The 22,348-nt window shown below is 74.7% G+C and carries 22 protein-coding genes; 13 read left to right on the forward strand and 9 right to left on the reverse strand.

Annotation, left to right across the window (positions count from 1 at the left end; all coding sequences use genetic code 11):
* Nucleotides 1-16 precede the first annotated feature (16 nt).
* Entirely contained in the window at nucleotides 17-346 is a 330-nt protein-coding gene (locus C7Y72_RS06765) for an MGMT family protein (RefSeq protein ID WP_107567949.1), read from the forward strand.
* A 61-nt stretch (nucleotides 347-407) separates the two neighbouring features.
* Here C7Y72_RS06765 and trxA read toward each other — a convergent pair whose 3' ends face one another.
* The 3 genes from trxA to C7Y72_RS06780 all read right to left on the reverse strand — a co-directional run bounded on the left by trxA (nucleotide 408) and on the right by C7Y72_RS06780 (nucleotide 2,338).
* Nucleotides 408-731, reverse strand: a complete 324-nt coding sequence (trxA, locus tag C7Y72_RS06770) for a thioredoxin (RefSeq protein WP_107569654.1) — start codon at nucleotides 729-731, stop codon at nucleotides 408-410.
* Between the two features lie 122 nt (nucleotides 732-853).
* Nucleotides 854-1,555 carry a stage II sporulation protein M gene (locus tag C7Y72_RS06775; RefSeq protein WP_107567951.1) on the reverse strand — a complete coding sequence of 234 codons (702 nt, stop codon included), beginning with the start codon at nucleotides 1,553-1,555 and terminating at the stop codon, nucleotides 854-856.
* Nucleotides 1,556-1,597: 42 nt separating this feature from the next.
* Nucleotides 1,598-2,338 carry a polyprenol monophosphomannose synthase gene (locus C7Y72_RS06780; RefSeq protein WP_349016811.1) on the reverse strand — a complete coding sequence of 247 codons (741 nt, stop codon included), beginning with the start codon at nucleotides 2,336-2,338 and terminating at the stop codon, nucleotides 1,598-1,600.
* 24 nt (nucleotides 2,339-2,362) lie between these two features.
* Between C7Y72_RS06780 and polX the strand changes: the two genes are divergently transcribed.
* On the forward strand, nucleotides 2,363-4,093 hold the full coding sequence (polX, locus tag C7Y72_RS06785; RefSeq protein WP_107567953.1) for a DNA polymerase/3'-5' exonuclease PolX: 1,731 nt from the start codon (nucleotides 2,363-2,365) through the stop codon (nucleotides 4,091-4,093).
* Between the two features lie 3 nt (nucleotides 4,094-4,096).
* On the opposite strand, the gene C7Y72_RS06790 is transcribed toward polX, so the two are convergent.
* Nucleotides 4,097-5,149: a glycosyltransferase gene (locus tag C7Y72_RS06790; RefSeq protein WP_158276698.1), complete on the reverse strand. Its 1,053-nt coding sequence runs from the start codon at nucleotides 5,147-5,149 to the stop codon at nucleotides 4,097-4,099.
* A 48-nt stretch (nucleotides 5,150-5,197) separates the two neighbouring features.
* Between C7Y72_RS06790 and C7Y72_RS06795 the strand changes: the two genes are divergently transcribed.
* Nucleotides 5,198-5,905, forward strand: coding sequence for a DUF554 domain-containing protein (locus C7Y72_RS06795; protein WP_107567957.1), 708 nt, complete (start codon nucleotides 5,198-5,200; stop codon nucleotides 5,903-5,905).
* Here the strand turns inward: C7Y72_RS06795 and C7Y72_RS06800 are convergent.
* Both C7Y72_RS06800 and otsB read right to left on the reverse strand, forming a co-directional pair.
* Complete coding sequence (locus C7Y72_RS06800; protein ID WP_107567959.1) at nucleotides 5,898-6,410, reverse strand: hypothetical protein; 513 nt, start codon at nucleotides 6,408-6,410, stop codon at nucleotides 5,898-5,900. The two genes, C7Y72_RS06795 and C7Y72_RS06800, sit on opposite strands and share 8 nt — an antisense overlap.
* 9 nt (nucleotides 6,411-6,419) lie before the next feature.
* The gene (otsB, locus tag C7Y72_RS06805; RefSeq protein WP_233243754.1) at nucleotides 6,420-7,253 is read right to left on the reverse strand and encodes a trehalose-phosphatase; all 834 of its coding nucleotides are present in this window, start codon (nucleotides 7,251-7,253) and stop codon (nucleotides 6,420-6,422) included.
* Between the two features lie 18 nt (nucleotides 7,254-7,271).
* Here otsB and C7Y72_RS23900 point away from each other — a divergent pair, with 18 nt between their 5' ends.
* From C7Y72_RS23900 to C7Y72_RS06825, 5 genes are all read left to right on the forward strand, one after another.
* Nucleotides 7,272-7,634 (forward strand): sulfite exporter TauE/SafE family protein, encoded by a 363-nt coding sequence (locus C7Y72_RS23900; RefSeq protein ID WP_233243756.1) that lies wholly within the window; start codon nucleotides 7,272-7,274, stop codon nucleotides 7,632-7,634.
* A complete protein-coding gene (locus C7Y72_RS23905; RefSeq protein WP_233243758.1) occupies nucleotides 7,631-7,999 on the forward strand; it encodes a sulfite exporter TauE/SafE family protein in 369 nt (122 codons plus the stop codon). Before C7Y72_RS23900 ends, C7Y72_RS23905 begins: the two co-directional genes overlap by 4 nt.
* A 25-nt stretch (nucleotides 8,000-8,024) precedes the next feature.
* Nucleotides 8,025-8,783 (forward strand): class I SAM-dependent methyltransferase, encoded by a 759-nt coding sequence (locus tag C7Y72_RS06815; RefSeq protein ID WP_107567961.1) that lies wholly within the window; start codon nucleotides 8,025-8,027, stop codon nucleotides 8,781-8,783.
* A 7-nt stretch (nucleotides 8,784-8,790) separates the two neighbouring features.
* On the forward strand, nucleotides 8,791-9,204 hold the full coding sequence (locus tag C7Y72_RS06820) for an acyl-CoA thioesterase (protein WP_107567963.1): 414 nt from the start codon (nucleotides 8,791-8,793) through the stop codon (nucleotides 9,202-9,204).
* A gap of 138 nt (nucleotides 9,205-9,342) precedes the next feature.
* Complete coding sequence (locus tag C7Y72_RS06825; RefSeq protein WP_158276699.1) at nucleotides 9,343-12,246, forward strand: DUF4394 domain-containing protein; 2,904 nt, start codon at nucleotides 9,343-9,345, stop codon at nucleotides 12,244-12,246.
* A 67-nt stretch (nucleotides 12,247-12,313) separates the two neighbouring features.
* Here the strand turns inward: C7Y72_RS06825 and C7Y72_RS06830 are convergent, their stop codons facing one another.
* Both C7Y72_RS06830 and C7Y72_RS06835 read right to left on the reverse strand, forming a co-directional pair.
* On the reverse strand, nucleotides 12,314-12,847 hold the full coding sequence (locus tag C7Y72_RS06830; RefSeq protein WP_107567967.1) for a glycine cleavage system transcriptional repressor: 534 nt from the start codon (nucleotides 12,845-12,847) through the stop codon (nucleotides 12,314-12,316).
* A gap of 20 nt (nucleotides 12,848-12,867) precedes the next feature.
* Nucleotides 12,868-13,767, reverse strand: a complete 900-nt coding sequence (locus C7Y72_RS06835; RefSeq protein WP_233243759.1) for an OB-fold nucleic acid binding domain-containing protein — start codon at nucleotides 13,765-13,767, stop codon at nucleotides 12,868-12,870.
* Nucleotides 13,768-13,792: 25 nt separating this feature from the next.
* On the opposite strand from C7Y72_RS06835, the gene C7Y72_RS06840 reads away from it, so the two are divergent.
* Nucleotides 13,793-14,665, forward strand: a complete 873-nt coding sequence (locus tag C7Y72_RS06840; protein ID WP_107567969.1) for a PAC2 family protein — start codon at nucleotides 13,793-13,795, stop codon at nucleotides 14,663-14,665.
* Between the two features lie 75 nt (nucleotides 14,666-14,740).
* On the opposite strand, the gene C7Y72_RS06845 is transcribed toward C7Y72_RS06840, so the two are convergent.
* The gene (locus C7Y72_RS06845) at nucleotides 14,741-17,935 is read right to left on the reverse strand and encodes an ATP-dependent helicase (protein WP_158276700.1); all 3,195 of its coding nucleotides are present in this window, start codon (nucleotides 17,933-17,935) and stop codon (nucleotides 14,741-14,743) included.
* Between the two features lie 19 nt (nucleotides 17,936-17,954).
* Between C7Y72_RS06845 and C7Y72_RS06850 the strand changes: the two genes are divergently transcribed.
* The 4 genes from C7Y72_RS06850 (at nucleotide 17,955) to C7Y72_RS06865 (ending at nucleotide 22,252) form a co-directional block, all read left to right on the forward strand.
* Entirely contained in the window at nucleotides 17,955-18,824 is an 870-nt protein-coding gene (locus tag C7Y72_RS06850; RefSeq protein ID WP_107569663.1) for an inositol monophosphatase family protein, read from the forward strand.
* 4 nt (nucleotides 18,825-18,828) lie between these two features.
* Nucleotides 18,829-19,866, forward strand: a complete 1,038-nt coding sequence (locus C7Y72_RS06855; RefSeq protein ID WP_107567973.1) for a zinc-dependent metalloprotease — start codon at nucleotides 18,829-18,831, stop codon at nucleotides 19,864-19,866.
* A gap of 198 nt (nucleotides 19,867-20,064) precedes the next feature.
* Nucleotides 20,065-20,847, forward strand: a complete 783-nt coding sequence (locus C7Y72_RS06860; RefSeq protein WP_107567975.1) for a lipocalin/fatty-acid binding family protein — start codon at nucleotides 20,065-20,067, stop codon at nucleotides 20,845-20,847.
* 238 nt (nucleotides 20,848-21,085) lie between these two features.
* A complete protein-coding gene (locus tag C7Y72_RS06865; protein ID WP_107567977.1) occupies nucleotides 21,086-22,252 on the forward strand; it encodes an Mrp/NBP35 family ATP-binding protein in 1,167 nt (388 codons plus the stop codon).
* Nucleotides 22,253-22,348 lie beyond the last annotated feature (96 nt).

Below are 22,348 nucleotides of genomic sequence, written 5' to 3' on the forward strand. Positions count from 1 at the left end.
AGGAGGTGCGGCCGCCATGGCCGAGCAGCAGCAGGAAGACCACGACTGGGACCCGACCCGGCTCCCGGCGATCGTCGCGGCGATCCCGCGCGGCGGCTGGATGAGCTACGGCGACGTCGCGCGCGCGGCGGGCGGCACGCTCGAGCACGCCCGCGGCCTGAACCGGCGCTTCGTGCGCGACGCCGTCCCCGGCGCCCACCGGGTGCTGCAGGCGGACGGGAGGATCGGCCCGACCGCCCTGGACGACCCCGACCGGGTGGCGCGGCGGCTGCGCCGGGAGGGCGTGCGCTTCACCGACGGACGCGCGGACCCGGACGCCCGCGTGCGCGCGCTCCCGGACCGCTGAACGACCGAGGGCCCCGTCGCGTGACGGGGCCCTCGAAGGGTCCTGCGGGCGGGCCGGTGCGCTACGCGAGCGCGGGCTCGAGCTCCGCCTCGATGCGCTTCTTCGGCTGGGCGCCGACGATCTTCTTCACCGGCTGGCCGGCCTTGAAGAGGATCATCGTCGGGATCGACATGACGCCGAACTGCGCGGCCGTCTGCTGGTTGTCGTCGATGTTGAGCTTCACGACGCGGACGTCGTCGCGCTCGGCGTCGATCTCCTCGAGGACCGGGGCGACCGCGCGGCACGGGCCGCACCAGGGCGCCCAGAAGTCGACGAGGGTCGGGAGGTCCGCCTCGATGACCTCGGCCTGGAAATTGTTGTCGGTGACCTCGGGGAGGTGTGCCACGGTCAGCTCCTTCGCGGAATCGTCGGGCCCCGGACGGGGCACTTCAGAAAGTATAGCGCCTCGCGCACGCGGGGTCCCGCGAGCATGACAGAGCCGGCCCCGCGCCTCTGCGGGACGGTCGTTCAGCCGCGCAGGAAGAGGATCACGTGCGGGCTCACGTACACCTCCACGAACGCCGAAGCCACCAGCACCGGGACCGCGAGGCCGACCGTCACCACCGTCGCCGCCAGCAGCTCGTGCCAGTCCTTGGCGCGGCTCGCGATCATCCACGCCGCCAGCGGCAGGAACAGCGCCACGAGCTCGGGCAGCGCGTGCGGCAGCAGGCCGAGCAGCAGCAGCGCCGGGCTGATCCCGCCCTGCGCGGCCAGGGTGCTCGCGCCCGAGCCGAGCACCAGCGCCTGCGTGATCAGCGAGAACGCCGTCGCGGCGGCCACGAACAGGATCGCCAGCGGGCCGGCCTTGTCGTGGACCCAGCGGACCGCGCCCGTGTAGCGCTGCGCCTCCATCGGCATCGAGCTGCCCGCGATGAACCCGGCCACGCACGCGAAGCCGTGCAGGGCCAGCACCAGCGCGTTGCGCTGCAGCACGTGGACGACGTCGTCCATCCCCGCCGGCACGTTCAGCCCCGGGAACGCCAGCGGCGTCGCGTCCGGCGTCGACACCAGCGCGATCGCCAGCACCGCGGCCAGCAGCGCCACCGTCACCAGGACCGAGCCGAGCAGCCAGCCGCGCAGCACCGGCCACGGCGCCGCGTTCCAGCGCGCGAGCGTCCCGCGGGTGTCGCGGATCCCCTGGACCAGCACGAAGTCGTCGGCGCGCGCCATCTGGGGTCCGCATCGGCGCCCGGCCGCGCGGGCTTGAGCGGGTCAGCGGCCGCGTCGGCGCAGTTGCGGCACGAGCCACATCGCCTCGACGGCGATCGTCGGCGACATCTTCGACTGGCCGAGCTCCCGGTCGCGGAACACGATCGGCACCTCCGTGACCGTGAAGCCCTGCTGCACCGCCCGGTAGGTCAGCTCGACCTGGAACGCGTACCCGTGCGAGCGCACGGTCGGCAGGTCGATCGCCTCCAGCACCTCGCGGCGGAAGCACTTGAAGCCGCCGGTCAGGTCGCGCACCGCGAGGCCGAGCACCCGCCGCGCGTACCACGACCCGCCGCGGCTCACGACCTTCCGCACCAGGCCCCAGTCGGTGACGCTGCCGCCCGGCACGTAGCGGGAGCCGAGCGCCACGTCGGCCCCGCCGTCGCGGACGGCGGCGAGCAGCCGCGCGAGGTCCGCGGGGGCGTGGCTGAAGTCCGCGTCCATCTCGAAGACGTACGCGGCCCCGCGCTCCAGCGCGTGCGCGAACCCCGCCAGGTAGGCGGGCCCCAGGCCGTCGCGCTCCGTGCGGTGCAGCACCTCGACCTCCGCGTGCGCGGCCGCGAGCCGGTCGGCGATCGCGCCCGTCCCGTCGGGGGAGGAGTCGTCCACCACGAGGATCCGGAAGCCGTCCGGGGCGCACGCCGACAGCACCGCGTGGGCGGCGAGGACGATCCGCTCGACGTTCTCGGCCTCGTTGAACGTCGGCAGGACCAGCCAGGGCAGTGCGGGGATCGGCACGGGCAACGGCGGCGTAGGCTAGACGGTCAGATGCCCGACCCGACGAACGCCGAGATCGCCGCCCTGCTCGACGAGCTCGGGGACCTCTACGAGCTCGACGGCGCGATCATCCACCGCGTCACCGCGTACCGCAACGCCGCCAAGGCGGTCCGCGACGCGACCACGTCGATCGCCGCGCGCGTCCGGGCGGGCACGGTCACCGAGATCCCCGGGATCGGCAAGACGCTCGAGGAGAAGCTCGTCGCGCTCGTCGAGACCGGCGAGATCCCCGCGACGGTGAAGCTCCGCGCGAAGTTCCCCGCCGGTCTCGTGCAGATGACGCGACTGCCCGGCCTCGGCCCGAAGCGGGCCCGCAAGCTCTTCGACGAGCTAGGGATCGACTCCCTCGACGCCCTGCGCACGGCGGCCGAGAGCCAGTCGCTGCGCGCGGTGAAGGGCTTCGGGCCGAAGTTCGAGGCGACCGTGCTCGCCGCGCTCGACGCGGGCGCCGGGGAGGCGCCCCGCGGGCGCGTGCCGCTCCACGACGCGCTCGCGATCGCCGAGCCCGTGCTCGCCGCGCTGCGCGAGCACCCCGCGTCCGAGCGCGTCGAGCTGGCCGGGTCCGCCCGCCGCTGGGTCGACAGCGTCAAGGACCTCGACATCATCGCCACGGCGTCCGACCCGGCCGCCTTGGCGCAGGCGTTCGCCGAGCTCGACCTGCTCGAGTCCGCCGGCGGGATCGGTGACGCCGGCGCCCGCGGGCGCACGCACAGCGGCCTGTCGATCGACCTGAAGATCGTCGCGCCCGCCCAGTTCGGCAACCTCCTGCAGCACTTCACCGGCAGCAAGCAGCACAACGTCGCGCTCCGCGAGGCGGCCGTGAAGCGCGGCCTGCACGTCAGCGAGTACGGCGTCACCGACGACGCGACCGGCGAGACGCACCACTGCGAGACCGAGGCGGAGGTCTACGCGCTCCTCGGCCTCCCGTACATCGAGCCGGAGCTGCGCGAGAACCGCGGCGAGCTCGCCCGGGACTTCGTGGCGCCGACCCTCGTGACCGTCGAGGACCTCCGCGGCGACCTGCACTCCCACACCACCGCCAGCGACGGGCACGGCACGATCCGCGAGATGGCGCAGGCCGCCCTCGCGCTCGGCCACGAGTACCTCGCGGTCACCGACCACTCCGCCTCCCACGGCTTCGGCAACGACGTCTCCCCGAAGGAGCTCGTCGCGCACATGGCGGCCGTGCGGCGCGTCAGCGACGAGCTCGACGGCATCACGCTGCTCGCCGGCAGCGAGGTGAACATCCTCACCGACGGCACGCTCGACTACGAGGACGACCTGCTCGCGCAGCTCGACTGGGTCGTCGCGTCCGTGCACACGTCGTTCGCGATGACCGCGCAGGAGATGACCGACCGGATCGTGCGCGCGATCGAGCACCCGCTCGTCGACGCGATCGGGCACCCGACCGGACGGCTGATCGAGCAGCGCGCCGCCTACGCCCTCGACATGGACGCGATCATCGAGGCCGCCGCGCGGACCGGCACGTTCCTGGAGATCAACGGCTCGCCGCGCCGCCGCGACCTGCACGACGTGCACGCTCGGGCCGCCGTCGACGCGGGCGTCAAGCTCATCATCAGCAGCGACGCGCACCGCACCACGACGCTCGACAACAAGCGCTGGGGCGTCGCGACCGCGCGTCGCGCCGGGCTCGGACCGGACGCGATCGCCAACACGCTGCCGCTCGACGAGCTGCTCGCGCTGCGCGCCGGTCGCCGCTGACGCTCAGCGCGCGGTCAGCGCGGGGAGGACCTGCTCGGCGATCACGCGGTCGGTCGCCGCGCGCCGGTAGGGGGCGAGCACCGCGTGCGTGCGCGCGACGAGATCCGCCGGGCGGCCGTCGAGCGCGGCGCGCACCGCGGCGGCCAGCACGTGCGGGGTGCGGTCGTCCGCGACGATCCAGCGGGCGTCGACCCGGCGCGCCAGCTCGACCGCCACGTACGGGCCGGGCGCGTCGGTGCTCACGAGCGCGCAGCCGTCGGCGAGCGCCTCGAGCTGCGCGAGCCCGTAGTCCTCGCGGCGCGGCGCGGTCACGTAGGCGCGGGCCCGCCGCAGCAGCGCCCGGTACTCCGCCGGCGCGAGCGTCGGATGGACCTCGACCCCCGCAGGCACCCCGGTCATGCCGCCCTCGCGCGCCGCGTCCAGCACCTGCGCCGGGCTCGCGCCGACCACCGCGAGCGTCTCGCCGTCGCGCCGCGCGTACGCCCACGCGGCCAGCACCCGGTCCAGCCCCTTCTTGCGCCAGTTCGTCGCGTAGGTGACCGCGGCGCGATCGCGTGGACCGTCGAGGTCCGGCGCCGACGGCTCGACCGGGATCGGCAGCACGATCGCGGGCACGGTCGTCACCGGGGACTCCTCCAGCGTGCCCGGGGACTGCGGCAGCAGCAGCTCCGCCTCCTGCAGGCGACGGCGCTCCGCGCCCCGCTGCCACAGGCCGTGGCGGCCCGGCCGGTTCGCCGCGGCGGGCGCGTCGTAGCGGATCGCGCGCCGCACGCCCGCCGGCACGTCGGGCCACAGCAGCGCGCCGGTCACCGTGGAGAACACGACCGCGTGCCGCGGCGGATGGCCGAGCAGCCCGGCCTGCGCGGCGCGCCGCGCCGCGCGCGCCCACTGCAGGTCGGTCAGCGCGAGCGTCCGCACGTCGCGCGGCGGGGAGCTGCGCACCACCCAGACGTCCGCGCCCGCCCGGCGCAGGCCGCCGAGCAGCTCGTCCTCCGCGGCGGCGAGGCCACCGGTCGAGCCGAGGGCCACGAGCAGGATGTCGCAGGGGGTCGCCACGGACCCGAAGCCTCGCACGCGGCGCCGCTCTGCGACGCTCCGCCGTGCATGACCGGCACGCTCATCAACGTCGGCACCGTCCTCGCGGGCACGCTCGTCGGCTGGCTCGTCGGGGCGCGGCTGACGCCGTCCCTGCAGGATCGGGTGCTCGCCGGGCTCGGCCTCGTGACGCTCGTCCTCGGGGTCGACCTCGCGCTCGCCTGGCAGGACACGAGCCCGCTCTACGTGCTCGGCGGCGTGCTCCTCGGCGGCCTGGTCGGGGAGGCCCTGGGCATCGAGGACCGCCTCCAGCGGCTCGGGGACCGCATCCAGGCCCGCACGAGCCGCGGCGACGCGACCGGCTCGACCGTGAGCGAGGCGTTCTTCACCGCGTCGCTGCTGTTCTGCGTCGGGCCGCTGGCGGTCGTCGGCTCGATCCAGGACGGGCTGACCGGGGACTACGACGCGCTGGCCACGAAGGCGCTGCTCGACGGGTTCGCGTCGATCGCGCTGACCGCGTCGCTCGGGCCGGGTGTCGCGTTCAGCGCGCTCGCCGTGCTCCTCTACCAGGGGTCGATCTCGCTCGGGGCGGGCGTGTTCGAGAACGTGCTCGCCGAGGGCAGCGAGGCGCTCGCCGCGCTCACGAGCGCCGGCGGCGTCCTCATCATCGGCATCTCGCTGAAGCTGCTGGCGCTCAAGGACGTCAAGGTCGGGAACTTCCTCCCGGCCCTCGTGATCGCCCCGGGGCTCGTCGGCCTCGTGTCGCTCGTCAGCTGATCCGGCGCTCGCGCCGGAAGCCCGGCGTGCGCACGAGCCGGATCGCGCGCAGCGGCGACGTCGGGTCGACGTGGAACGTCACCCCGTCGCGCTCCTCGATCGCCCGGACCGCGAGGTGCTGCCGGCGCCACGACAGCGCCCAGATCAGCGTGAAGCCCGCGGCCACCGCCGGCACCTGCGGGGCGAGGACCGCCATGCCGCCCGCGGCCACGGTGCTGAAGATCAGCGGCCACAGCCGGTTGACGACGATCGCGCCCGGGCGCTGCTCGGGCATCATCGTCGCCGCCTTGCTGTCGGCGAGCAGCCGGCCGATCGCCGGGGACGCGTCCTCGTGGCGGCCCAGCCAGGCGCCGATCAGCGACGCCAGGATCCACCAGCCGGCCGACACCCAGACGATGTTCTCGTCCTGCTCGCTCGTCGCCGCGCCGAGGGTCACGAGCGCCAGCGCGGTCGCCGCCGCGGCGCTCAGCAGGACGGTCGTGCGCAGGAGGTCCGTGAACCGCATCGCTCGCGCTCAGGCCGCCGTCGCGTCGGCGAGGACCTCGAGCACCGTGCGCACCCCGACCGGCCCGTCGACGAGCAGGTCGGCGCCGTCGGTCAGCTCGTCGGGGGTCTCGTCGGAGGTGACCCCGACGCACAGCGCGGCGCGCAGCGCGCCCTCGGCGACGAGCTCGCGCAGCGTGTCGAACGCGTCGACGTCGGTGCGGTCGTCGCCCGCGAACAGCGCGACGTCGACGTCGTGCGCCTCGAGCAGCTTGCGGATGCCGGTGCCCTTCGTCGCCTCGACCGGCGCGCGGACCTCCAGCACCTTGCGACCCCAGTGGGTCGCCAGCCCCGCCGCGCGGGCGCGGTCGGCGACGCCCTCCATCGCCTCCTGCGCCGCCGCCTCGTCGGGCACGCCGCGCCAGTGGTAGGCGGCGATCGTGTCCTTGTCCTCCTCGCGGATGCGCAGCCGCAGCAGCTCGTCGCTCCACACGTCCTTGGCGAACGCGCGCACGCGGCCCGTCCACTCCGCGATCTCGGGCACGACGTCGACCGACGTGGCCCCGCCGCGCAGCACCTCGCCGCCGTGGTTGCCCACGTAGGTGATCGACCCGAGCGACACGATCCGCCGCGCGACGCTCGCCCGGCGTCCGCTGATGCAGGCCACGAGCCCGAAGCGCCGGGCGATCGCGATCAGCGGCAGCCGCGTCGGCTCCGGGACGTGCGCGTCGTCGGCGTGGCGGACGATCGGGGCGAGCGTGCCGTCGACGTCGAGCAGCACCCCGGCACGCCGGGGGTCGTCGACGAACGGGGCCAGAGCGGCCCGGAGGGCGGCATCGTCGGCGAGGACGTGATCCGCTGGCACCGTCCTAGTATGGCGATCGTGGATCGCCGCCGAACGCTCACCCTCGCGGTCATCGGCACCGCCGCGGGGCTGTTCAGCGGGCTGTTCGGCGTCGGTGGGGGCACCGTGATCGTCCCGCTGCTGATCCTCTGGCTCGGGTTCGGCGAGCGCGAGGCGACCGGCACGTCGCTCGCCGCCATCGTCCTGATCGCCGCCGTCGCGGCCGCCACCCAGGGCGGGTACGGCAACGTCCACGTGCAGGAGGGACTGCTCGTCGGCGTCCCCGCGGTGGCCGGCGTGCTCGCCGGCACGTGGCTGCAGCAGCGCGTCCCGCCGCGCGCGGTCAGCCTGCTGTTCGCCGCGCTGATCACCGTCGTCGCGATCGACTTCCTCGTCCCGTGACCGTCGCCGCGATCCTCGTCGGCTTCTGCGCCGGGGCGATGGCCGGCATGCTCGGCATCGGCGGCGGCGCCCTGTTCGTCCCCGGCCTGGTGCTGTTCCTCGACCTCACGCACGTCGAGGCGGAGGCCACGTCGCTGCTGGCGATCGTCCCGGTCGCGATCGTCGGCGCGTGGCGCCAGCACCGCTACGGCAACCTGCGGCTGCGCGACGGGCTGCTCGTCGGCGGTCTCGCGATCCCGGGCTCGATCCTCGGGGTCGTGCTCGTCAACGCGCTCCCGGAGCGGGCCGTGGAGATCGGCTTCGGACTGCTGCTGCTGTTCGTCGCCTCGCAGCTCGTGCGTCGGGCCCCGGACCCGTCGGCCTGAGCCGGTCGGTACCGTGCCGGGACAGATGGCGCAGATCGAGGACCTCGAGCAGTTCTACGAGGACTGCTACGTGGCCGCGGCCACCCCGCAGGACGCGGAGCGCGCGCGGCGCTGGCGCGCCCTGAGCGCGGGGCCCAAGGCGGACCACGTGATGACGCTCTGCCGGCGCGCGAAGGTGACGCCCGCGACGGTCGCGGACGTCGGCTGCGGCGACGGCGCGATGCTGGCCGAGCTGGCCCGCCGCCGCTTCGGGACCACGCACGTCGGCTTCGAGCTGTCGTCGACCGCGGTCGAGATCGCGCGCAACCAGCCCGGGGTCGCGGCGGTGCACGGCTACGACGGCCGCCGTCTCCCGGCGCAGGACGGCGCGTTCGACCTCGGGATCCTCTCGCACGTGATCGAGCACGTCCCGCACCCGGCGGCGACGCTGCGCGAGACGGCGCGCGTGTGCCGCGCGGTCGTCGTCGAGGTGCCGCTGGAGAACAACGTGTCCGCCGGGCGGCCGGTGAAGCGGGCGCACGCCGAGGAGATCGGGCACCTGCACCGCTTCGACCGCGCGCAGGTCGACGCGTTCGTCGCCGAGGCCGGCCTGCGCGTCGTGGCCCGGCTCAGCGATCCGCTGCCGCTCGCGGTGCACACGTACTTCGCGACGACGCCCGTGCAGCGCGCGGCGGGCACCGCGAAGTGGGCGATGCGCGCCGGCCTGGGGCTCGTGCCCGCGGTCGGGGAGCGGCTCGTCACCGTGCACCACGCGGTGCTCTGCGTCCCCGCGCAACAGGGGTAGGGGTGGCGTGGCCGCGTTCGTGACGCCGCTGCGCGTGCGCTACGGCGAGTGCGACCCGCAGGGCATCGTCTTCAACGCGAACTACGTCGCGTACTTCGACGTCGTGCTCACGGAGCTGTGGCGCGCCGCGTTCGGCAGCTACGACGCGCTCACCGACCGCGGCCTGGACATGGTCGTCGGCGAGGTCGGGGCGCGGTTCCTCGGCTCGGCGCGGTTCGACGACCTGCTCGACCTGTCGCTCACCGTCGAGCGGCTGGGGACGACCGCGATGACCTGCGCGATCGACGTCGTCCGCGACGGCGAGGTGCTCGTCGCCGGCTCGATCCGCCACGTGTTCGTGGATGCCGCGACGATGACGAAGACCGCGATCCCGGACGACGTGCGCGCCGCGCTCGCCCCCTGGACCGCCGCGGGCGCGTAGCCGCTCGCTGTCGCGACGACCGCCGCCGGTCGGTGGACGAATCGCTACATTGGTGCGGTTCCAAGACCGCAGTCGCCGCTGTCCAGGCGGCAAGGAGATGACATGCACCGCACCCTTTCCCGGGTTGCTCGCGTCGGCGTGAGCTCCCGTCCGTCGCGTGCGCTGGGCGCCGCGCTGCTCGCCAGCGCCGGCCTCGCCGCCGCGACGACCACGTCTGCCCAGGCGCAGGCGCTGCCCGATCCGCCCGACACGCACCTCGCCGCCCGCGCGTTCGCGCTGACCGGCCCGATCGACGAGCCGATCCTCACCCGCTTCGACGTCACCGACCCGACGAGGACCGTCGACGTCCCGGTGCTCGGCGTCAGCGAGGGGGAGACGCTCGTCGGCATCGACGTCCGCCCGATGAACGGGATGCTCTACGGCCTCGGCATCGACGACGTCGCCGACGCGGGCACCCTGTACGTCATCGACCCGGTCAACGGCTTCGCCGCGCCCGTCGGCGCGCGGGGTGACGTGAACTACTGGGTCTCGTCGGGCCCGTCCGCCCCCCCTGGCCCCGGCGGTGGCGGTGGCGGCGCGTCCGCCACCCGCGTCGGCCTCCCGGCGGAGAGCGCGGACTGGGACGTCGACTTCGACCCCGAGACCGACGAGCTCGACGTCGTCGCGGGCAGCTTCCACGCCGGTGTCGACCCGAACACGGGGAGGCCGAACGACGGCATCAACATGGACAACTCCCCGCGCGCCCGGGCGAGCATCACCGGCGCGACGTCCACGGTGACCGCGAGCGCGTTCACGCACAGCCGCCCGATCACCGACCAGGCGGTCTGGCACACGATCCGTCCCGAGATCACCACGGGCCTGGGGAGCCCGGCCAGCCTCTTCACCGGCGACGTAGACACCGGCGCGCAGACCTCGGTCGGCGTCCTCAACCAGGCCTCCACCCCGATCCGCGTCTCGGGCGTCGTCGGCTTCGACGTCGTCTCCGGCCTCGCCGGCGGACCCGGTGGGGCCTACGCGATCCTCGAGACCCCCGACGGCACGCGGTTCGCGAGCATCGACCTCGCCACCGCCGCCGTGACGTTCGTCGGGCAGCCGTTCGCGAGCACGCTGGCGATCCGCAGCCTCGCGCTCGAGCGCACGCCCTCGACGCCCGGCCGCCCGCTCGACCACGCCGCCATCGGCGTCGACAGCACGGGGCTGAAGCTCCTGCACTTCACCACCGCCACCGCGCCCAACTCGGCGCCGTTCGAGATCCCGCTGACCGGCCTGGCCCAGGGCCAGTCCCTCGTGGCGCTGAGCTGGCGTCCGCAGACCGGGCAGCTGATCGGCATGATCGACACGAGCGCGGGCATGCAGTCCGTCGCCATCGCGCCCCTGACCGGTGAGGTCGCGCGCCGCACCTTCACCGGCTGGGACGAGACGCCGCCGCTGGCGCAGAACCAGTTCGCGCTCGACGCGAACCCGTCGGTGAACCGGTTCCGCTTCATGGCGAGCACCGGGTTCAACGGACGCTTCGAGCCGGGCAACGAGGGGCTGAACGCCGGTGGCTCGGCGATCGACGGGAACCCCGCTCTCGCCGGCATCCAGGCCGACACCCCGACCAACCCGGGCATCGAGGCCACGAGCTACACGAACAGCTTCCCGCAGGCCAACGGCGAGTCCCAGCCCCAGGCGGCCACCCCGGGACCGACGACGCAGTACTCCGTCGATCTCGAGACGAAGAAGCTCTTCATCCAGAACCCGCCGAACGCCGGGACGCTCACGAACCCGGTCGACCTCGTCTCCGAGAACAGCGCCGGCGAGCCGATCGCCGTCGATCCCTGGGACGGCGTCATGGGCCTGAGCATCCCGCGTGAGGTCCGGGTCGCGACGTCCGGGAGTGGCGCGCGCGGCTACGGCTTCCTGCTCGCGTTCCGGCCCAACCAGACCGGTGGCATCAACAGCGTCTACCGCGTGAACCTCCGCAGCGGTCGCGTCACCGTGCTGCGGAACATCGACCTGCCGAAGCTGCGCTCGTTCGTGGTCGCCGAGGCCGGGGCGCTGCTCCCGAAGCCGACGATCACCCCGACGGCGCTGACGTTCGCCGCACGCGCCGTCAACGGCGCCAGCAGCGAGCCCGAGGCGGCAGCGGTCAAGAACGACGGCCTCGGCCTGCTGCCCGTGGACGCGGCCATCACCGGTCCCGACGCGGCGGACTTCTCGTTCGACCGTAGCCAGGCGGGCCGTTGCGTCGACGGGGGCGACCTGGATCCCGATCGGTTCTGCCAGATCTTCGTCCGGTTCAGGCCGTCCGCGGCCGGGACCCGCACCGCGACGCTGACGGTGACCACGAGCGCCGGTACGCGGGAGATCGCGCTGACCGGTGTCGGGATCGCCCCCGGCACGACCCCGGGCACGGGCACCCCGACCACGCCGGGGACGACGACCCCGGGCACGACGACCCCGGGGACGACGACCCCGGGCACGACCACCCCGGGCACGTCGACCCCGTCGGCCACCGGCACCTGCGGCCCGCAGGTCCGCTGGGTCGTCCTGGCGATCCGCAACGACCGGCTGCGCACCAGCGGGTTCGTGACGGGCGCGCTGCGCGGCCGGCCGGTGACGATCGAGCAGCGGCTGGGCGGCCGCACCCGCGTCCTGGGCACCGTCGACACCGACCCGGTCACCGGCCGGTTCTCGACGACGTTCGACCGCCCGAACGCGGCGGCGCGCGCCGGGGCGGCCTACACGGTCGTCTCCGCGGGCGGTCCGCGCTCGGTCACCTACCGCCTCGCGCGGTCGGTGCGCGTCTCCGACGTGACGGTGCAGAACGGGTCCACCCGCATGACCGTGCGCAGCCCGCGCACCCGGACCGCCACGCAGCTGCAGATCCAGCGGATCGGCGCCTGCGGGGAGCTCGTCCGCGTCGCGACCGTCACGGCGGACCGTGACGGCTCCACCGACGTCACCCTCCCGGCCGGCACGCCCGCCGGCTACGTGGTGCGCGCGGTGAACGGCACGCGCGTGGCGTCCTCGCTGCCCGCCTACCCGGACGCCGGCTAGGACCCGGCGGGTCCTCGGGGTGCGGGCCGTCGGGTCCGCGCCCCGGGGCCCGACCCAAGGGCGGCGCTCAGTCCTCCGGGACCGGGCGCAGCTCGATGTCGAGCTCGCGCTCCCCGGCGATCGCCTGCAGGGCGGCGTCGAGGGTGCGCGGCTGCACGTCCGGCGGCAGCACGACCTCGAGCATCATCGCGTGCAGGGGCTCCTCGTCCTCGTCCCCGATCCGTCGGGTCTGGAGGTCGGTGATCCCCGCGCCGTGCCGGGCGAGCTGGTGCGCGACCGCGTGCACGATCCCCGGGTGGTCGGTGCCGCTGACCGTCACGACGTGCGTCGGGTCGGGGGTCCCGACGCGGTGCAGCGGGTCGATGCGGTTCGCGCTCACCACGTCCATGCCGAGATCGCGGCCGATCTCCAGCAGGTCGCCGAGGAAGACGCCCTCGTCGAGGTCGTCGGAGGCGTCGACGATGAGCATCATCGTGAAGCGCCCGGAGAGCACGCCCATCTGGGCGTCGGCGATGTCGGCCCCGTGGGCGACGAGCACGCCGGTGACGGCGGCGACGATGCCGGGACGGTCACGTCCGACGGCGGAGACGGCGAGCTGCATGCGCGACCTACCGTAGTGGGTCAGGGGCCGAGCCCGTGCTCCAGCGCGCCCTTGACGGTCGCGTCGAGCGCGTTGATGCGGTGCAGCGCGAGCGCCTCCGCCGAGGCGAACCGGCGGCCCGGGGCGGCGTCCGGGCCGTGGTGGGTGAGCACGCAGTGGGCGAGCGCGAGCCGCCGGCCCTCGTCGAGCCCGACCTGCGCCATCCGCGGCTCCAGCAGGCGCAGCCCGAGCTCGACGTGGCCGAGCAGGCGGCCCGCGTCGCTCAGCCCGATGTCCGCGCCGTAGGTGAACTCGCGAGTCTTGCCGAGGTCGTGGACGAGCGCGGCGCAGAGCAGCAGGTCGCTGTTCAGCCGCACGTGCAGCTGGCAGGTCTCGAGCGCCAGGGTGCCCACCGCGACCGTGTGCTCGAGGAGTCCGCCGAGGTAGGCGTGGTGGCCGCCGCGGGTACAGGGCGCGCGCCGCCACTGCGCGCGCAGCTCCGCGTCGCCCAGCAGCTGCTGCAGCAGCGCGCGGTAGCCCGTGTCGTGGACCTCGCCGGCGAGGTGCTCGAGGAAGCCATCGAGCTCGTCGAGGTCGCGGTAGGCGACCGGCAGGAAGCTCGCGGGGTCCGCGGCGTCGGCGGCGGCCCGCGCGATCCGGTGCACGTCGAGCTGCAGCTCGTCGCGGAACCGCTCGACGCGGCCCGTGACGCGCACGAGGTCGCCGCGGTCGAACCCGGCGGCGAGGCGGTCCGCGTCGCGGAACACGCGCCCGGGGATCGAGCCGCTGCGGTCGCGCAGCTCGAGCGCCAGGTACGGGGTCCCGGACTTCGCCAGCAGCCGGTCCTTGCGCGCGCAGGCGAGCACGAGGTCGATCGCGTCCCCGGGACGGAGGGTCGCGACGGTCTGCACCGGGGGCGCCGGCGTCTGCGGTTCGGCCACGAACCCATCATGTACGGTGGATCGGATGCAGTCCTTGCACTGGGAACAGCGTCCCGACGGTCTCCGCGCTCCCGCGCTGGTGTGCGCCTTCACGGGCTGGAACGACGCGGGTGACTCCGCGTCCGCGGCGCTGCAGTTCGTCGGCTCCTCGCTGCAGGCGACGCGCTTCGCGACGATCGACCCCGAGGAGTTCTTCGACTTCCAGGCGACGCGCCCGAAGGTCCGGATCCTCGACGGCCGCACGCGCGAGATCAGCTGGCCGGAGACCGAGTTCTACGCCGCCCGCGTGCCCCGCGCGCCCCGCGACCTCATCCTGCTGCAGGGCCCGGAGCCGTCGATGCGCTGGCGCACCTACTGCCAGCAGATCGTCGACCTGGCCGAGGCGATCGGCGTGCAGCTCGTCGTGACACTCGGGTCGCTGCTGGCCGACGTGCCGCACAGCGCGCCGGTGTCGATCACCGGCCTGGCGTCCGACGACGCGCTGATCGACCGGCTCGACCTGCGCGGCGCGTCCTACGAGGGACCGACCGGGATCACCGCGGTGCTGCACGACGCGTGCGCGGCGGCCGGGATCCCGTCGGCGTCGCTGTGGGCGAGCGTGCCCCACTACGTCGCGGCCGCCCCGAACCCGAAGGCGGCGCTGGCGCTGACCCGCAAGCTCGAGGGCCTCGTCGGCGTGTCCGTCGACGCGTCCGAGCTCGAGGAGGCCAGCGCCGACTACGAGCGCCAGGTCTCGCTGGCGGTCCAGAGCGACCCCGAGGTGCAGGCCTTCGTCGAGCGCCTGGAGCAGGCCGCCCAGGAGGAGGCGCAGGAGGTCGACCCGACGGTCCCGTCCGGCGACGTCCTCGCCCGCGAGTTCCAGCGCTTCCTGCGCCAGCGCGGCCCGGACGCCCAGTAGCCCGCCCCCGGGCCCCCGCCGCACCCGCGGGCGCCCCGGCCGCCCCCGCCGCCCCCGGGGCGGGGCGGGGCGGGGTCAGCGCTCCGCGGCGGGGCAGGCGATGCGGAAGTCGCACATCGAGCAGGCTGCGTAGCTGGGGGTCGGCTCGAAGTTCTGGCCGAGGATCTCGTCGGCGACCTCGAAGACCGTCTGGCGGATCCAGTCGGGATCGAGGGCCTCCTGCGGCACCTCGATCTTCTCGTCGTCCAGGACGTAGTGGTAGGCCTGCGAGGAGGACTCGAGCTCCCACGCCTCGCGCGCGCCGACGGCGTACAGGGCGAGCTGCACGTCCTCGCGCAGCTGCGCCAGGGTGCGGGGGCGGCCGGTCTTGTAGTCGATCAGCTCGTGCGTGCCGTCCGGCTTGCGGTCCACCCGGTCGACACGGCCGCGCAGCACGTGCGGGCCCATCCGGAACTGGAACCCGCGCTCGAACCACACCGGCTCCGTCGCCTCCGCGCGGAACCGCTCGACGTACCGGTGCAGGCTGTCGACCGCCTTGGCGCGCAGCTGCCGCTCCTGGTCGGTGTCGCCGAAGCCGCCGCGACGCCAGCCGGTCTCGAACAGGTCGAGCAGGCCGTCGAGCGTGCCCGCCAGCGGGCCCTCGTCCTGGTGGAAGCGCTCGAGGGCCTGGTGGACGAGGATGCCGAAGCGCTGGTTCATCGTCGGCTCCTGCGGGATGCGGAAGACGCGCGCGAACTTGTACTTCAGCGGGCACGAGCGGTACGTCTCGATGTCCGACGCGCTGAGCACGAGCCCCTCACCGCGCGTGGGCAGGAACGGCGCGAGCGACGGCTCCTCCCGGGCGGCGACCGCCGCGGCCCGGGCGCGCGCGTCCTGCTCGGCGCCGACGATGACGTCGTCGAGCGTCGAGGACAGGAAGACCTCGCGCTGCTGGGCGGTCGCGGCCTGCAGCACGCGCGCGTTCACGTCCGGGAGCGCGTCGGCGATCGACACGCCCGGCGGGCGGTCCATCAGCGCCGCGAGCTTCACCAGCTCGAGGTAGCGGACCGCGCCGTGCGCCACGTCGAGGTCGGTGTCCAGGCGCATCTCGCCGAGCATGCCGCCGATCTTCGGCACGCCCGCCAGCAGCTCGTCGCGCAGCTGCTGGAAGGTGGCGTGCAGCGCCTCGTCCGGGCCGAAGAGCTCCTCCTCGCGGTCCTCCCAGCCCGTGCCCAGCGCGGCGCGCGCCTCCTCCGCGAACGGGGACGGCGGCTGCCGCGCGCCGCGGTCCGAGGAGGCGGCGTAGGCGAGCACGAGCCCCTCCCGCGCCCGGGTCATCGCCACGTGCAGCAGGCGCCGCATCGCGGCCGCGTGCTCGGCCGGCGAGTCGACCGCCTCGGGCGCCCCCGGTGGGGGATCGACGACCGTGCGTCGCGCCCCGGGCATCCGCGAGGACTGCAGGCCGAGCACGAAGACGCGGTCGACCTCCAGGCCCTTCGCGGCGTGCATCGCCAGCACGGCGACGCCGGCGCGGCCCGCGCCGCCCGCGGTGTGCTCGGCGGCCGCGGCCCGGTCCTCGTCGTCGAACAGGCCCGGGGCGCCCGCGTCGGCGACCGCGGACAGGTAGCGGGCGAAGTCGCGCGCCGACGCCTGCGGCGCCCGGCGCGTGTACGCGGCGGCCATCTCCCCGAGCCGGGCGAGCTGCACGAGCCGCTCGACGACGTCGGCCTGGGCGGCGAAGAGCTGCTGGCGGCGCAGCCCCAGGTGGTCGATCAGCCGGTGGACGAACAGGTCCGGCCGCGACGTGTCGATCGCCCCGGACGCGCTGCGGTACAGCCGCAGGAACCCCTGGATGCGGTCGCGCGCCTCCGGCGGGATCTGCGGCGACTCGGTCGCGGCGTGCAGCGCGCCGACCATGTCGACCTTGCGCCGTCGGGCGATCTGCACGCACCGCGCGAGGTCGATGGCGCGCAGCTCGACCGGCGGCCGCGCCAACGCCCGGACCACGGCGCCCGCGTCGGAGGGATCGGCCAGCAGCCGCAGCCAGGCGAGCACGTCCCGCACCTCGGCGCGCTGGAAGAACGCGGCCGCCCCGACCAGCCGGTACGGCACGGCGCGCTCGTCCATCGCGACCGCGACCGCCTGCCCCTCGCGGCGCACGCTGCGGACGATCACCGCGATGCGCTCGGGCGGCGTCCCGGCGCGGATCAGCCGCTCGACCTCGGCGGCGACGCCCTGCGCCTGCGCGCGCTCGTTGGCGCAGCGCCAGAACCGCACGCTGCCGCCCTCCGCCCCGACCAGCGGCTTGGACACGCGCCCGGGGATCGGCTCGACGACCGCGGCGGCCGCGCGCAGGATCCGGTCGCGGCCGCGGAAGACGCGGTCCAGCACGATCGTCTCGAGGTCGTGGTGGCGCGGCGACAGCGACGCGAGCGTGCGCCCGGCGCCGGACGCGCCGAGCCGGACGGCCTGGTCGTCGTCCCCGGCGACGACGAGCGCGGCGGGCGCGGCGCCGAGCAGCTCGACGAGCGCGACCTGGGCGGGCGGGAGGTCCTGGAACTCGTCGACGAGGACGTGCGGGCGCCGCGCGGCGACCCGCTCCCGGACCTCGGGGCGCGCGGCGAGCAGCGCGTGGGCGCGCAGCACGAGGTCGCCGGCGTCCAGCGGGTGCGCGGCGCTCTCGGCGAGCATCCGGTCATGGGCGCGGTAGAGCGCGGCGAACTCGCGCTCGCGGTCGGCGTGCGGGTCCTCGTCGGGGAGGGCGGCGGCCCACGCGGCGACGTCGTCGGCGCTGCGCAGCTCGTCCTTGCAGGCGTCGATGCGGGCGACGATCCGCGCGAGCACGTTGGCGGGGGTGCCGCCGAGGTCGTGGTGGCGCAGCGGCAGCTCGTCCATGCGCTCGAGCAGCATCGCCAGCCGGTCCGACGGGGTCGCGGGCAGCGCGAAGGGGTCGACGCCCGCGGCGAGCGTCTCCTCGTGCAGGACCCGGGCCGCGAGGTCGGGGACGGTGTGGACGGCGAGCTCCTCGAACGGCCGGTCGCCGAGCGCGTGCTCGATCTGCAGCCGCAGCTCGTCCGCGCCGCCGGGCGTGAGGGTCAGCACGAGGATCTGCTCGGGCGCGACGCCCTCCGCGACGAGCGCGGCGAACCGCGCGACGAGCGTGCGGGTCTTGCCGGTCCCGGCCCCGCCGACGATCCGCAGCGGCCGTGGCTCCCGGAACGTGACCGCGCGGCGCTGCGCGGGCGTGAGTCCGTCGGGCCCGGTCACGGTCGAGGGGGAGCGGAGGTCCACCTGACTAGGATAGGAGCGAATGCCCGCTCCGACCTCGCCAGTTCTCGAGCACGACTGGCTCGGCGCGTGCCGGCGGGCGCGCGAGGGACTGCAGGCCGTCCTGGTGGAGCATCCGACCAGCCGCGAGCGGGTCCTCGAGACCGGTGAGCGGGGCGAGGGCGGGGACCGCACGCTCGTCATCGACGCCGCGGCCGAGGACTGCGTCTTCGCCGAGCTCGAGCGCCTGCACGAGGCGGGCGCCCGCTTCACCGCGGTGAGCGAGGAGCGCGGCACCGTCGACTTCGGCGCCGGGGGCGGTCCGCCGTTCGTCGTCGTCGACCCGATCGACGGGTCGATGAACGCCAAGCGCGGCATGGCCCACCACTCGATCTCGATCGCGGTCGCCGACGGGCCCACGATGGGCGACGTCGTCTTCGGCTACGTCTACGACCTGGGCCCGCGCGAGGAGTGGCACGCGGTCCGCGGCGAGGGCGCGTACCTCGACGGGGTGCGGATCGACGCCGCCCCGCCGGAGCGGCTGACCGAGGACGGCCGGCTCGAGCTCGTGGCGGTCGAGTCGGCGCATCCGTGGTGGTTGCGCCAGTCCTCCGATGCGCTGCTGGAGCACGTCCACCGTATCCGGGCCATGGGCTCGATCGCGATCTCCATGTGCCAGGTGGCGCTGACGCGGGTCGACGGCATGGCGACGCTGTGGCGCTCGCGCGCGATGGACGCCGCCGCGGCCCAGCTGATCGTCCGCGAGAGCGGCGGCCTCGTCGCGTTCCCGGGCTTCGACGACCCGCTCGGGGCACCGGTCGCCGACCTCACCCCGATCGCCCCGGTGATCGCCGCGCGGAGCGCGGCGTCGCTGCGACGGCTCGCCGCGCTGCCGGCGACGGACGGCGACTGACCCGATGGCCCTCGATCGCGGGGTCGCAGCGGCCGTCGGCCGGGTCATGTGCGGGGAGGCGGGCCCGCCCGACGCCCCGCCGCCCGTCGACCTGATCGGCGTCTGCGACCGGGCCGCGGAGCGCATCAGCGCCTACACGGGCCTGGAGCCCCAGCGCGAGCTGCCGACCCCGGAGTGGATCGGTCGCGGCGAGTGGATCGACCTGAACGTCGACGCGCTCGCCCCCGCGATGGACGCGACCCTGCGCCGCTCGGGCGACTCGCTCGGGCCGCTCGGCGGGCTCGCCGGCGGGGTGGCGGGCGCGGTCGCCGGTGCGGAGGTCGGGGCGATGACCGGGCTACTCGCGCACCGCGTGATGGGCCAGGTGGAGCCGGGCCTGCTGCGCGACGACGACCCCGCGATGCGGATGGTGCTCGTCGCCCCGAACCTGACGATCGGCGCGGAGGCGATGGAGGTCGATCCGGCGGACTTCGTGCGCTGGGTCACCGTGCACGAGCTGACGCACGCCGTCCAGTTCACGGCGGTGCCGTGGCTGAAGCCGGAGATCGAGCGGCTCGTGCGCGAGCTGATGGGGTCGCTGGAGGTGCGCCTGGACGTCAAGGCGCTGCTGCGCATGCCGCGCCCGGCCGACCTCGCGTCGCTGATCGCGTTCGTCCGCAGCGGCGACCTCCTGTCCGCGGTCGCGGGCGAGGAGGGTCGCGAGCGGCTCGAGGCGGTGCAGGCGCTGATGAGCCTCGTCGAGGGCCACGCCGAGCACGTGATGGACGCCGTCGGCGGCGAGCTCGTGGGGGACCTCGCGAAGCTCCGCGGCGCGATGGACGAGCGGCGCGCGCTGCGCAGCTCGATGGTGCAGGCGTTCCTCGGCCGGATCCTCGGGCTCGACGCGAAGCTGCGCCAGTACGGGGACGGCAAGGCGTTCTGCGACGCGGTCGTCGTGGCCGCCGGCCCGGACGCCCTGCACCGGGCCTTCGCCGGGCCGGATCTGGCGCCGTCGCTGGCCGAGCTCGGCGATCCCGCCGGCTGGCTGGCCCGCACCGCCTGAGCCCTCCGGGCTCCTCGGTCGTACCGCTCTGCGAGCCCCCGGACCGGCGGGGCCGGGCACCGTGTTCGTGCGAACGGCCGTTCCGGCTGTAACGCCGGTCGTTCGGAGGTTTACAAACAGGTGTTCGCAGGGTACGCTCCGTGCGAACGACTTAGAAGTAATAACCTTAAGTCGCCAGCAGAGGAAGCAGAGACCACCATGGCCGAGACGAAGAGCACCCCCTCCACCTCCACCACCGCCGCGAAGACCGCCGCCACGAAGCGGTCGACGGCCGCCAAGAAGGCCGCCGCGACCCGCGCGAAGAACGCCGCCGCCACGACGCGCAAGAGCGCGGCGACCCGCGCCACCACGAAGGCCAAGACCGCCGCGAAGTCCGAGGCCACCAAGGCTCGTACCGCCGCGAAGTCCGAGGCCGCCGAGGTCAAGGTCGAGGTCAAGACCACCGCCGAGACCGTCGCCGAGATCGCCGAGAAGGCCGTCCTCGTGCCCGTCGGCGCCGCCCTCATCGGCCGCGACAAGCTCGTCGCCACCGTCGAGGACCTCCGCTCCAGCTACGGCACGCGCGACGCGGCCGAGAAGGAGCTGAAGGCCCGCCAGAAGAAGCTCGAGACGCAGCTGAAGAAGTTCGAGCGTCGCGGCACGACCGCCCGCAAGAAGGTCGAGCGCGAGCTGAAGAAGACCCGCACCCAGGTCGAGCGCGAGCTGCGCCAGCGCCGCACCCGCCTCGAGCGCGAGGTCAAGAAGACCCGTACCCAGGCCGAGAAGGAGCTCTCCAAGCGGTTCGCGCCGTTCGAGAAGGAGCTGCAGGCCTTCCGCGCCGACCTCGAGAAGCAGGCGCAGGGCGTCTCCAAGGACCTGAAGGACATCTCCGCCCGCGCCGAGTTCGTGACCGCGCGCGTCGAGAACCTCGTGCAGACCGGCCGCACCGAGGCCGCGAAGGCGAGCAAGACCGTCCAGGAGCGCGTCGCCTCCCTCGTCTAGTGATCGCGGGGGCGCCACGTCCCCGTACCCACCACGACTTCCCGCCGCGGGTCCGGAGAGGGCCCGCACCCGGCGGAAGATCTGGCGGCCTCATATCCCGCCGTCAGACGTAGCACCCTCTCCTCCCTCGGCGTCGGGCCTGGTCTTCGGACCGGGCCCGACGTCTTGGTGCGCCCGCTGCGGCGTCGGGCGCGCCACGCGCACCGAGGACCCGGCCGCACTTTGAGACAATGACGGCATGCCTTCCCGCGAAGCCGTCATGGAGTCCCTCGGCGCCGTCATCGACCCCGAGCTGCGCGAGGACATCGTCACGCTCGGCATGGTCCGCAGCGTCGAGATCGACGACGCGACGGGCGCCGTCGCGGTGACCGTCTCGCTGACCACGCCGGGCTGCCCGATCAAGAACCAGTTCCAGACCGAGGTCGCCCGCGTCGTCGGCGAGCTCGAGGGCGTCACCGCCGTCGACGTCGCGTTCGACGTCCTCTCCGACCAGGAGAAGGGGGAGCTGCAGCGCAAGCTCGGCCGCGGCACGCTGCCCGCCGGCGCGCTCGCCCAGGTGCAGAACGTCATCTGCGTCGGCTCCGGCAAGGGCGGCGTCGGCAAGTCGTCGATGACCGCGAACCTCGCGGCCGCGCTCGTCGCCGACGGCAAGACCGTCGGCATCCTCGACGCCGACGTGTGGGGCTACTCGATCCCCCGCATGTTCGGGCTCGGCGGCCAGCGCCCGCCCGTCAGCGCCGCGCGCAAGATCGTCCCGATGGAGGCCGGCGGCGTGAAGGTCATGTCGATCGGCTTCTTCGTGCAGGAGGACAGCGCCGTCGTGTGGCGTGGCCCGATGCTCCACAAGGCGCTCACGCAGTTCCTCGAGGACGTCGAGTGGGGCGCCCTGGACTACCTGCTCGTGGACCTGCCCCCGGGGACCGGTGACGTCTCGATGACGCTCAGCCAGCTGCTCCCGCAGGCCAAGTTCCTGCTCGTCACGACCCCGCAGCCGACCGCGCAGAAGGTCGCGCGGCGCTCCGCCGAGATGGCCCACAAGGTCAACATGGAGGTCGCGGGCGTGATCGAGAACATGAGCGGCTTCACGACCCCGTCGGGCGAGCGCTACGCGATCTTCGACGAGGGTGGCGGACAGGAGCTCGCCGACGAGCTCGACGTGCCGCTGCTCGGCAAGGTGCCGCTCACGATGCCGCTGCGCGAGCAGGCCGACGCGGGCGTGCCGGTCGTCGCCTCCGACCCGGACGACCCCGCCTCGCAGGCCGTCCGCCGGGCCGCGCGCGGCCTCATCGCGCTGACCCCGGCGCCGCTGCCGCTCGCGACCGCGGGCGCCCCGGCGCCCGCCTCGCCGCTGGACGTCATCCCGCCGTCGCCGCCGGCGTCCGGGATGTCGCTCCCGATGGCCTGAGCGCCCGTCCGGCGCACCCTGGAGGTCCACGGCCGGCGCGCGGGCGCCGACCCGCGCGCGGTCGGCGTGGGGCAGATCGGGCGCCCACCGGCCCGC

Source organism: Paraconexibacter algicola, assembly GCF_003044185.1.
Lineage (GTDB): Bacteria > Actinomycetota > Thermoleophilia > Solirubrobacterales > Solirubrobacteraceae > Paraconexibacter > Paraconexibacter algicola.

What these genes read in the sequence shown, in the direction of transcription:
- C7Y72_RS06765 (WP_107567949.1), top strand. Translation starts at nt 17, where the DNA reads ATGGCCGAGCAGCAGCAGGAAGACCACGACTGGGACCCGACCCGGCTC.
- C7Y72_RS06775 (WP_107567951.1), bottom strand. Translation starts at nt 1,555, where the DNA reads ATGGCGCGCGCCGACGACTTCGTGCTGGTCCAGGGGATCCGCGACACC.
- polX (WP_107567953.1), top strand. Translation starts at nt 2,363, where the DNA reads ATGCCCGACCCGACGAACGCCGAGATCGCCGCCCTGCTCGACGAGCTC.
- C7Y72_RS06795 (WP_107567957.1), top strand. Translation starts at nt 5,198, where the DNA reads ATGACCGGCACGCTCATCAACGTCGGCACCGTCCTCGCGGGCACGCTC.
- C7Y72_RS06800 (WP_107567959.1), bottom strand. Translation starts at nt 6,410, where the DNA reads ATGCGGTTCACGGACCTCCTGCGCACGACCGTCCTGCTGAGCGCCGCG.
- C7Y72_RS06815 (WP_107567961.1), top strand. Translation starts at nt 8,025, where the DNA reads ATGGCGCAGATCGAGGACCTCGAGCAGTTCTACGAGGACTGCTACGTG.
- C7Y72_RS06830 (WP_107567967.1), bottom strand. Translation starts at nt 12,847, where the DNA reads ATGCAGCTCGCCGTCTCCGCCGTCGGACGTGACCGTCCCGGCATCGTC.
- C7Y72_RS06840 (WP_107567969.1), top strand. Translation starts at nt 13,793, where the DNA reads ATGCAGTCCTTGCACTGGGAACAGCGTCCCGACGGTCTCCGCGCTCCC.
- C7Y72_RS06850 (WP_107569663.1), top strand. Translation starts at nt 17,955, where the DNA reads ATGCCCGCTCCGACCTCGCCAGTTCTCGAGCACGACTGGCTCGGCGCG.
- C7Y72_RS06855 (WP_107567973.1), top strand. Translation starts at nt 18,829, where the DNA reads ATGGCCCTCGATCGCGGGGTCGCAGCGGCCGTCGGCCGGGTCATGTGC.
- C7Y72_RS06860 (WP_107567975.1), top strand. Translation starts at nt 20,065, where the DNA reads ATGGCCGAGACGAAGAGCACCCCCTCCACCTCCACCACCGCCGCGAAG.
- C7Y72_RS06865 (WP_107567977.1), top strand. Translation starts at nt 21,086, where the DNA reads ATGCCTTCCCGCGAAGCCGTCATGGAGTCCCTCGGCGCCGTCATCGAC.